The organism is uncultured Ralstonia sp. (genome assembly GCA_913056305.1).
GTDB lineage: Bacteria > Pseudomonadota > Gammaproteobacteria > Burkholderiales > Burkholderiaceae > Ralstonia.
On record CAJXMR010000193.1, the window covers coordinates 1 to 8799 of the forward strand.

An 8799-nucleotide genomic window follows, 5' to 3' on the forward strand; every position below is an offset into this window, starting at 1 on the left:
TCGAGCCGGTTCATGATGCCGATGAAATCCGCCACGTGCCGGTTGGCCGGCTGGAAGTAGATCTCGCGCGGCGTGCCGATCTGCGCGATGCGGCCGGCTTCCATGACGACGATGCGGTCGGCCAGGGCCATCGCCTCTTCCTGGTCGTGCGTGACGTAGATGGTCGTGATGCCCAGGCCGCGCAGCAGGCGGTCCATCTCGGCGCGCACGGATTCGCGCAGTTTGGCGTCGAGTGCCGTGAGCGGTTCGTCGAGCAGGAGCACGCGCGGCTCGGGTGCCAGGGCGCGCGCCAGGGCCACGCGCTGGCGCTGGCCGCCGGAGAGCTGGTCGACGGCGCGGTCGGCATACGGCGTGAGGTGCATCATCTCCAGCAGCGTATTCGCCCGGGCGCTGATCTGCGCATCGGACAAGCCGTTCTGGCGACGCTGGATACGCAGGCCGTACTCCACGTTGCCGCGCACGCTCAGGTTCGGGAACAGCGCGTAGTTCTGGAACACCATGCCGACGCGGCGGCGCTCGATCGGGCGCGCGGTGACGTCCTCGTCGCCAAAGCGCACGGTGCCGCCGGCATCCGGCGCCTCCAGCCCGGCGACGATGCGCAGCGTGGTGGTCTTGCCGCAGCCCGAGGGGCCGAGCAGGACGACGGTCTCGCCGGCGCCGATGTCGAGGTCGAGCGGGTCCAGCACGCGCTGGCCGCCGAAGTGCTTGCCGCAGCCGCGCAACTGGATCGGTACGGGGGCGAGATGGAGGGGTTCGTGACTCATCGGGACGGTTTTCCGGAGTTCGTGCGCATGCCACCGAAACGCTGCATCAGCACCAGCAGCGGCACGATCATGACGAAGAAGATCAGCGTATAGGCGCTGGCAATCTCCAGGCGCATCGACGCATAGGTGTCGGCCAAGCCGACCGGCAGGGTCTTGGTCTGCGGGGTGTGCAGCATCCAGGTCAGGTTGAACTCGCCCACCGAGAGCGTCACCACCGTCAACGCGCCGGCCAGGATGCCGGGCTGCACGTTGGGCAGCACGATGGTGCAAAAACGCTGCCAGAACGACGCGCCCAGGCTGGCCGCGCCCTCCTCCAGCGTGCGCAGGTTCTGCCCCGCACACACCGCCGCCACCGAGCGCACCATGAACGGCAGCGTGAACACCACGTGCCCGACGACAATGAACCACAGGCTCTCGCGAAAGCCGCCAAAGCCGCCATAAGCCACGATCAGCCCCAGCGCCGTCGCCAGCCCGGGCAGCGCCACGGGCAGCGTCAGGAATTCCTCGATCAGGCGGCTGGTGCGGCTCTGGCGCCGGGCCAGCACATAGCCCGCTGGCACGCCCGCCGCCAGCACGATCACCAGCGTGCACAGCGCTACCAGCAGCGACATCCAGATCGACGTGTGGTAGGTCTCCCACACCTGGGCGACCCAGTCGAAGGTCCAACCGCTCTTGAAGCCGCGGATGTAGTTGCGCGTCAGGCCCACGGCCATCGACAGCACGACGGGCACGATCAGGAACAAGCACAGCAGCAACGTGACCAGCCATTGGCCCAGGGATAGTGCGCGCCTCATGCTGCCGCCCCTGCTTGCCCACCGCTCGCGGTACGCGCTATCGCCAGCACCAGCCACGTCACCACGCCCAGCACGACGGAGAGCGCCGCCGCCATCGCAATGCCCGCATTCAGCGTGAACTCGGTATAGATCGTCATCGGCAGCACATCGATGTCGGTGGCGAGCGTGAAGGCCGTGCCGAACGCGCCCATCGACGTCGCAAAACAGATCGCCCCGGAGGCGATGAGCGCTGGCGCCAGCCCCGGCACCAGCACGTCGCGCGTCACCTGCCACGACGACGCACCCAGCGAGCGCGCCGCTTCTTCCAGCGAGCGATCGAGCTTTTCCGCCGCCGCCATCACCGTCAGCACCACGCGCGGGATCGAGAAGTACAGGTAGCCGAGGAACAGGCCGCCGATGGAATAGGCGAAGACCCATTTCTCGCCGGTCAGCTTGTGCGTCAGGTCGCCCAGCAGGCCCTGGCGCCCGGCCAGCAGGATCACCATGAAGCCGACCACCACGCCCGGGAAGGCCAGCGGGAAGGTCAGCATCGCAGTGATTAGCCGTTTGCCCGGCACGTTGTGGCGCACTAGGAACAGCCCGGCGATGGTCGACAGCACCAACGTTGCCAACGTCACCGCTGCCGACAACACCACCGTCGACAGCAGGCTGCTCAAGTAGCGCGACGTGGTCAGCGCCGCCGTGTAGGTGGCGATCAGGCCTTCGCTGCCGCTCACGCGCAGGAGCGCCGCCATGGGCAGCAGCCAGAACGCGCAGAACAGCGCGACGGCCGGCGCCAGCAGCGCCACCCGCCACCGCGCGGGCAGCACGGCATCGTCCCGTAATGTGGGTGGGGTGGATCGGGCAGCGGCTGCAGGCATGCTCAGCGGACCTCGTCCAGATAACGCGTGCCGAACGCCTGCTGGCCGGCCGCCATCTTGTTGAAGTCCACCGTCTTCACGCGGGCGTATTCGCTGGCCGGCAGGAAGCGGGAGGCGGCTTCCTTGCTCATGGCGTTGGCGCGCACCGGGCGCAGGTAGGCGTTGGCCCACAGCGCCTGGCCTTCGTCCGACAGCACGAAGTCCAGCACCTTCTTGGCGTTGTCGGAATGCGGCGCGCCGGCGGTCAGGCTCATCACGTACGGCACGGCGATCGAGCCTTCCTGCGGGATCACGAACTCCACGTTGGCGTGGTCCTTGTACTTGGCGCGGTAGGCGTTGAAGTCGTAGTCGAGCAGGATGGGGATTTCACCGGCGACGACGCGCGCGTAGGCGGTCTGCTTCGGCACGATCGGCGTGTTCTTCTTCAGCTGCTTGAACCACTCGATGGCCGGGCCGAAGTTGTCCAGCGTGCCGCCCAGCGCCTGGTTGACCGCCACGGCGCCCACGTAGCCGACGAAGGCGCTGCTCGGGTCCAGGTAGCCGACCATACCCTTGTATTCGGGTTTGAGCAGATCCTTCCACGAGCGCGGCACGGGCTTGCCTTCCAGCGCGTCCTTGTTGACGAAGAAGCCGAGCGTGCCCGAGTGGATCGAGAAGAACGCGCCGTCCGGGTCCTTCATGCCCGCCGGGATGTCTTCCCAGTGCTTGGGCTTGTAGTTGGCGACCAGGCCCTTGTCCTTGGCCTGGTAGGCGGACGTGATGCCCAGGTAGGCGACGTCGGCCACCGGGTGGGCCTTTTCCGCCAGCATCTGCGCGATGGCCTGGCCGGAGTTCTTGTTGTCGAACGGCACGGTGATGCCGGTCTTGTCCTTGATGGCCTTGATCTGGCTGGCCCAGTCAGCCCATTCCGGCGGGCAGTTGTAGCAGATGGCCACCTGTTGGCCGGTCGACTGGGCCTGCACCGGCGCTGCCAGCGCGAAGGCGCCAGCAGCCACGAGGCCGCACGCGCGCAGCCATTGAACGAGACGTTTCATCGAGACGCTCCTTGCGTATCAGACGTGAGGGAAGAAGCAACAGAAAGCGAAGCGGACGCGGCGGCAGGCGCCTTGGCCAGCGTGCCGCCGGCCAGCAGCCGGTGCGGCAGTGTGATCGAGGGCACCGCTTCGCCGCCAATGCGGCGGGCCAGCGCCTGGGCGGCATCGGTGCCGATCTGGCGGTGCGGCTGCGCGACCGTGGCCAGCGTGGGCGAGAGCCACTGCCCGATCGCGAGACCGTCGAAGCCGATCACGCTCACGTCTTCCGGCACGCGCAGGCCCATCTCGCGCAGCGAGCGGATCGTCAGCAGGGCCAGGCGGTCGTTGCTGCAGAAGATAGCGGTCGGGCGTGGCGGCGCGAGCAGGCGGGCCAACTCGGCGGGCAGCATGGCGTCGGCGTTGAAGTCGATCTCGACCGGCGGCTGCGGGGCGATGCCGGCGGCTTCGAGCGCCTCGCGGTAGCCGACATGGCGTAGCGCGGCACGGTCGGAGGCGGACAGCGTGCCCGTGAGCATGCGGATCTGGCGATGCCCCTGGGCAAGCAAGGCGCGGATGGCATCGCGCGCGGCGGCGCGGTTGTCGACCGTCACGCAGCAGCGCGCTGGGATGCGCGGCTGGCCGTAGGTGTCGTTGTAGACCAGCACGTAAGGCACGCGCTCGGCGTCCAGGCGGTCCAGGTGCGGGTTGGCGGCGGCATCGGCCACGGTCAGGATCAGGCCGTCGACGCGCTGCTCGAGCATGGTCTCGATCGCCCGGGCCTCGCGGTTACGGTCATAGGCGGTGGTCATGAGCATGACGCGCTGGCCGGCGGCGGACGCGGCCTCGTCGATGCCCTGCATGCACTCGGCAAACACCGGGTTGGCCAGCGACGGCAACACCACGCCCAGCAGTCCCGTGCGCACGGCGCGCAACTGGCGGCCCAGTGCGTTGGGGCGGTACTGCAACGCATCCATGGCCGCCTGCACGCGGGCGAGCGTCTCTGCGCTCACGCGCTCCGGCGTATTGACCGCCCGCGAGACCGTGGCGATGGAAATGCCGGCGCGCGTTGCCACATCCTTGATGCTGCTTGCCACAACGTCCTCGCCTGGATTTGTAAACGTTTACATCCTAGGTGGCGGTGGTGAACGTTTCATGACAATCGATGTTGCAGCGCGATGCCCCGCAACGCTGCATACGCACATTCGCGCAACGCAAAGTGACAAAGCTCGAATATGCTTCTTACCAAACCGGGGAAGCGTGGCGCCTGAGCGAGAAGTCGCGCGTGTGGCCCGCTTGCTGGGGCTGTCCTTGCCGCCTATCTGGAGACGCCATGCGTGTACTGCCCGCCTTCGATGCGCCCGCCGCTACCCTGCCCAGCCTGCTGCCGCAGTACGACGCGGTCCGCGCGCAGTCGCTGGCCCTGGCCGCGCCGCTGTCCGACGCCGACGCCACTGTCCAGTCGATGGACGACGCCAGCCCCGCCAAATGGCACCTCGCCCACACCACGTGGTTTTTCGAGGAATTCATCCTCGGCCCCACTGTGCCCGGCTACCGTTCGCCGGACGCACGCTACCGCTATCTCTTCAACTCGTACTACGAGGCCGTCGGCGCACGGCACCCGCGTCCGCGCCGGGGCATGCTCACGCGCCCGACGCTCGACGAGGTGCGCGCCTATCGAACCCAGGTTGATGCGGCCATGCGGCGCCTGCTGGCCGATGGTGTCTCGGCGCGGGCCGCGCGGCTGGTCACGCTCGGCCTGCACCATGAGCAACAGCACCAGGAGCTGCTGCTGACCGACCTGCTGCACCTGTTTGCGCAGAACCCGCTATGCCCAGCCTACGCCGCGGTGCGCCCCGCGTCGGCCCGCACCGGCAGCACCCAGCCCGGCTGGGTCGCCTGCGACGGCGGTGCCGTCCAGATCGGCAAGACCGACGATGGCGCCGACTTCATGTTCGATTGCGAAGGCCCTCGCCATACGGTGTGGCTGGAGCCGTATGCGCTTGCCGCGCACCCCGTCGCCAATCGTGAGTGGATCGCCTTCATGGAGGACGGCGGCTACCGTCAACCGGCGCTGTGGCTGTCCGACGGCTGGGCCTGGGTGCAGCGCGAGGGCATCGACGCCCCGCTGTATTGGCGCGCAGATGAATCGGAGGGGTGGCGGCAGATGTCGCTGCGCGGCCTGGAGCCGGTCGACCTCGATGCCCCGGTGACGCACGTCAGCTTCTACGAGGCCGACGCCTACGCCCGCTGGGCCGGCGCCCGCCTGCCGACCGAGGCCGAATGGGAACACGCCGCCGAGGGGCTGCCGGTACAAGGCAACTTCGTCGGCCGCAGCGCGTCACTGGGGGCATTGCGGCCCTTGCCTGACCAAGGTGCGCCCAAGGCGGGCGGCCTGCGCCAGATGTATGGGGACGTGTGGGAATGGACCGCCAGCCCGTATGGCCCATACCCCGGCTTCCAGCCGGCGCCAGGCGCGGTGGGCGAATACAACGGCAAGTTCATGTGCAGCCAGATGGTGCTGCGCGGCGGCTCGTGCGTGTCGCCGGAGGGGCACCTGCGGGCGACGTACCGCAACTTCTTCTATCCGCACCAGCGGTGGCAGTTCACCGGGGTGCGGCTGGCGCGGCGCGGGTAAGCAGGCTGGGCAATCCGATCAGCCTCCGCGCCGATCCGGCGGCGGCACGCTCTTGTGGTCGCCGAGCGAGCCCGGCAGGCCGCTGGTGCCCTCGCCGTCGACGGCGGCCGGCATCGGTGTCGGCACGTCGGGCGCCACGGGTGCAACGGGCTGCGCGGAAGGAGCCGCTGGCGGAACCGGCGCCGGCTTGGCACCCTGCTCCGCCAGCTTGCGCCGGCGCGATTCCAGCCCGGCGGCAATCTCGTCCTGGTGATACCGCTTGGCGAAGTCGATCACGTCCATCTTCTGCTGGTTGCGCAGGTTCATGTCCGCGCCCTCATCCAGCAGCAGCTTGACGGTGGTGATGTGGCCGCTCATGGTCGCCATCATCAGCGGCGTGGTGGCATTCGGGCTTTCCGCGTCGATATAGGCGGCGTGGTCGAGCAGGTATTTGACGATGTCGTCGTAGCCATTGGTGGCCGCGTAGTGCAGCGCGGTCCAGCCGGTCTTGTTGACCTCGACGTCGTACGTCTCGACCATCAGCTTCACCATGGGCAGCAGGCCCTGGTAGGCAGCCATCATCAGCGCGTTCTCGCCGGCGGCGTTGGTGCGCTCGAAATCGAGGTTCTTGGCGCGGATCAGCGCCTCGGCTACATCGATGTTCTTGTCTTTGAGGGCGTCCACCAGCAGCGGCGTGCCATCGTGCGTGGTCAGGTTCGGGTCGATGCCCTGGGCGACCAGCTTTTGCACCAGCGCAGGACGGTTGTATTCGACCGCATTGCGCAGATCATCCTGCGGCGTGGCGCGTGCCGCGCCCGACAGCATCACCGCCAGCCCGGCCGCCAGCGCAATCTGCTTCATCATCAGCTTCAAATTATCGCGGTATTGCATTGAATAGATTGAAGAAATTCTCGGTCGTGACGCTGGCGATGCGGTCCAGCGGCTCGCCGCGCAGCGTGGCGAGGAACTCGCCCACGTGGCGCACATAGGCCGGCTCGTTGGTCTTGCCGCGGAACGGCACCGGCGCCAGGTACGGCGAGTCGGTTTCGATCAGCATGCGGTCCAGCGGCACCTTCCTGGCGGTTTCCTGCAGGTCCACCGCGTTCTTGAACGTGACGATACCCGAGAACGAGATGTAGAAGCCCAGGTCCAGCGCGGCGCGGGCCACCTCCCAGCTCTCGGTAAAGCAGTGCATGACGCCGCGCGCGGCCTGGGCATCCTCTTCGCGCATGATGGCCAGCGTATCGTTAGCCGCCGAGCGGGTGTGGATCACCAGCGGCTTGCCGGTCTGCTTCGACGCGCGGATATGCGTGCGGAAGCGTTCGCGCTGCCATTCCATCTCCGCGACGGTGCGATCGCCCAGGCGGTAGTAGTCGAGGCCGGTCTCGCCGATGCCGACCACGCGCGGGTGGTCGGCCAGCGCCAGCAGGCGCGCAAGCGTCGGCTCCTCGATGCGCGTGCCTTCCTCGACGTCGGCCTCGGCATCCGGGTGCACGCCCACGGTGGCGTAGATGTTCGGCTCCTGCTCGGCGATCTCCAGCACGCTGGGGAAGTCTTCCAGCGTGACGGAGATGCACAGCGCATGCGTGACGCGGTTCTCGCGCATGCGGGTCAGCAGTTCCGGCAAGCGCGCGCGCAGGTCGGGGAAATTGATGTGGCAGTGTGAGTCGACAAACATCGAATAATCAGTAAGTTACAGCGCAAATCTCACGCGCCGCATCAGCATGCATCAAAGCGTTTGCGTGGGGCGCTGCGAGTTGATCTGCTTGCCCAGGATTTCCTCGACCACGCGGCGCAGCACGCGGCACGGTTCGTCTTCGCCCAGGTGCACGCCAATGCCGGGCGTCTTGTTGGGCGTGCCCACCGGCGTGATCCAGGCCACCTTGCCGGCCACCTGGTACTTCTGCGGGCGGTCCAGCAGCGACAGCACGAGGAAGACGTCCTCGCCGATACGGTACGGGCGCTGGGTCGGCACGAAGATGCCGCCGTTCTTCAGGAACGGCATGTAGGCGGCGTGCAGGCCGGCTTCATCCTTGATCGCCAGGGAAACGATGCCCGGGCGCGTCGGGGCGCCAGCGGCCGTGCCGGGTGCTGCGGGCGCGCCGGGAGTGACCGGCATGCCGGGCGTACGAAGAGGTGCTGTGCTCACAGAGTTTCCAGACGTTTTTTAAGTTCAGGCAGCCGGAAATAGCTGCCGGTACTCCAACAACAAGCTTTCGATGACCAGCCGAGCAGCCAGCGGATGCTGCTCGGTGCGGCGCCGCTCCGGCAAGGCACGCGCGAAGCGTTCCAGCCGGTCCAGCGGGATCGCCAGGGCGCAGCGCTGCAGTGCATCGCCCTGGCCCGGAAAGTAGCGCGGTTGGCCCGCCAGCCGCGCTGCCATCAGATCAAATACCCATCGGTGCATGGTACTGAGAACGGCGGGGACCGACAATTTTTGCAGGTGATCGGCCGTGGCCAGCGCATCGAATTTGGGACCTTGGCCGAGTTGTTCCAGCAGGAATTGCAGCAACGGGCGGTCTTCCGATTCGGCTGCCTGCAGCGCGGCCAGCGGCGCGTTGCCGAACTCGGCCAGCAGGCTCTGCGCGTGCGGCACGCCCTGCCGCTCCAGCCACTGGCGTGCGGCGGCTGGCTGCGGCGGCTGCAGCGGAAACTGCCGGCAGCGCGACAGGATGGTCGGCAAGATGCGGTCAATGCGGTCCGTCACCAGCAGGAAGACGGTGTTCTGCGGCGGCTCTTCCAGCGTCTTGAGCA

9 protein-coding genes and 1 pseudogene are annotated in these 8799 nt (G+C 67.7%); 1 reads left to right on the forward strand and 9 read right to left on the reverse strand.

What is annotated here, in order from left to right:
* The 5 genes from QZ609_RS21195 to QZ609_RS21215 form a co-directional block, all read right to left on the reverse strand.
* Window positions 1-764 (reverse strand): ABC transporter ATP-binding protein (locus QZ609_RS21195; protein ID WP_295499222.1); only part of this gene is annotated, 764 nt, incomplete at its 3' end.
* Window positions 761-1558 carry an ABC transporter permease gene (locus QZ609_RS21200; protein ID WP_295499224.1) on the reverse strand — a complete coding sequence of 266 codons (798 nt, stop codon included), beginning with the start codon at window positions 1556-1558 and terminating at the stop codon, window positions 761-763. The genes QZ609_RS21195 and QZ609_RS21200, both read right to left, overlap by 4 nt.
* Window positions 1555-2418 carry an ABC transporter permease gene (locus tag QZ609_RS21205; RefSeq protein WP_295499226.1) on the reverse strand — a complete coding sequence of 288 codons (864 nt, stop codon included), beginning with the start codon at window positions 2416-2418 and terminating at the stop codon, window positions 1555-1557. The genes QZ609_RS21200 and QZ609_RS21205 overlap by 4 nt, the downstream gene beginning before the upstream one ends.
* A gap of 2 nt (window positions 2419-2420) precedes the next feature.
* Complete coding sequence (locus QZ609_RS21210) at window positions 2421-3452, reverse strand: ABC transporter substrate-binding protein (RefSeq protein ID WP_295499229.1); 1032 nt, start codon at window positions 3450-3452, stop codon at window positions 2421-2423.
* The gene (locus QZ609_RS21215; protein ID WP_295499232.1) at window positions 3449-4525 is read right to left on the reverse strand and encodes a LacI family DNA-binding transcriptional regulator; all 1077 of its coding nucleotides are present in this window, start codon (window positions 4523-4525) and stop codon (window positions 3449-3451) included. Before QZ609_RS21215 ends, QZ609_RS21210 begins: the two co-directional genes overlap by 4 nt.
* A gap of 236 nt (window positions 4526-4761) precedes the next feature.
* Between QZ609_RS21215 and egtB the strand changes: the two genes are divergently transcribed.
* Window positions 4762-6066, forward strand: a complete 1305-nt coding sequence (gene egtB / locus QZ609_RS21220) for an ergothioneine biosynthesis protein EgtB (RefSeq protein ID WP_295499234.1) — start codon at window positions 4762-4764, stop codon at window positions 6064-6066.
* Window positions 6067-6084: 18 nt separating this feature from the next.
* Here egtB and QZ609_RS21225 read toward each other — a convergent pair whose 3' ends face one another.
* From QZ609_RS21225 to QZ609_RS21240, 4 genes and pseudogenes are all read right to left on the reverse strand, one after another.
* The gene (locus QZ609_RS21225; protein ID WP_295499236.1) at window positions 6085-6936 is read right to left on the reverse strand and encodes an ankyrin repeat domain-containing protein; all 852 of its coding nucleotides are present in this window, start codon (window positions 6934-6936) and stop codon (window positions 6085-6087) included.
* Window positions 6920-7723 carry a TatD family hydrolase gene (locus QZ609_RS21230; RefSeq protein WP_295499239.1) on the reverse strand — a complete coding sequence of 268 codons (804 nt, stop codon included), beginning with the start codon at window positions 7721-7723 and terminating at the stop codon, window positions 6920-6922. Before QZ609_RS21230 ends, QZ609_RS21225 begins: the two co-directional genes overlap by 17 nt.
* A 51-nt stretch (window positions 7724-7774) precedes the next feature.
* Window positions 7775-8164 (reverse strand): PilZ domain-containing protein, encoded by a 390-nt coding sequence (locus QZ609_RS21235; RefSeq protein WP_295499241.1) that lies wholly within the window; start codon window positions 8162-8164, stop codon window positions 7775-7777.
* Window positions 8165-8218: 54 nt separating this feature from the next.
* Window positions 8219-8799, reverse strand: a pseudogene (locus QZ609_RS21240) (DNA polymerase III subunit delta'); the annotation flags it as partial.

Coding starts and splice junctions, on each gene's coding strand:
- QZ609_RS21200 (WP_295499224.1), bottom strand. CDS start 1,558: ATGAGGCGCGCACTATCCCTGGGCCAATGGCTGGTCACGTTGCTGCTG.
- QZ609_RS21205 (WP_295499226.1), bottom strand. CDS start 2,418: ATGCCTGCAGCCGCTGCCCGATCCACCCCACCCACATTACGGGACGAT.
- QZ609_RS21210 (WP_295499229.1), bottom strand. CDS start 3,452: ATGAAACGTCTCGTTCAATGGCTGCGCGCGTGCGGCCTCGTGGCTGCT.
- egtB (WP_295499234.1), top strand. CDS start 4,762: ATGCGTGTACTGCCCGCCTTCGATGCGCCCGCCGCTACCCTGCCCAGC.
- QZ609_RS21225 (WP_295499236.1), bottom strand. CDS start 6,936: ATGCAATACCGCGATAATTTGAAGCTGATGATGAAGCAGATTGCGCTG.
- QZ609_RS21230 (WP_295499239.1), bottom strand. CDS start 7,723: ATGTTTGTCGACTCACACTGCCACATCAATTTCCCCGACCTGCGCGCG.
- QZ609_RS21235 (WP_295499241.1), bottom strand. CDS start 8,164: ATGCCGGTCACTCCCGGCGCGCCCGCAGCACCCGGCACGGCCGCTGGC.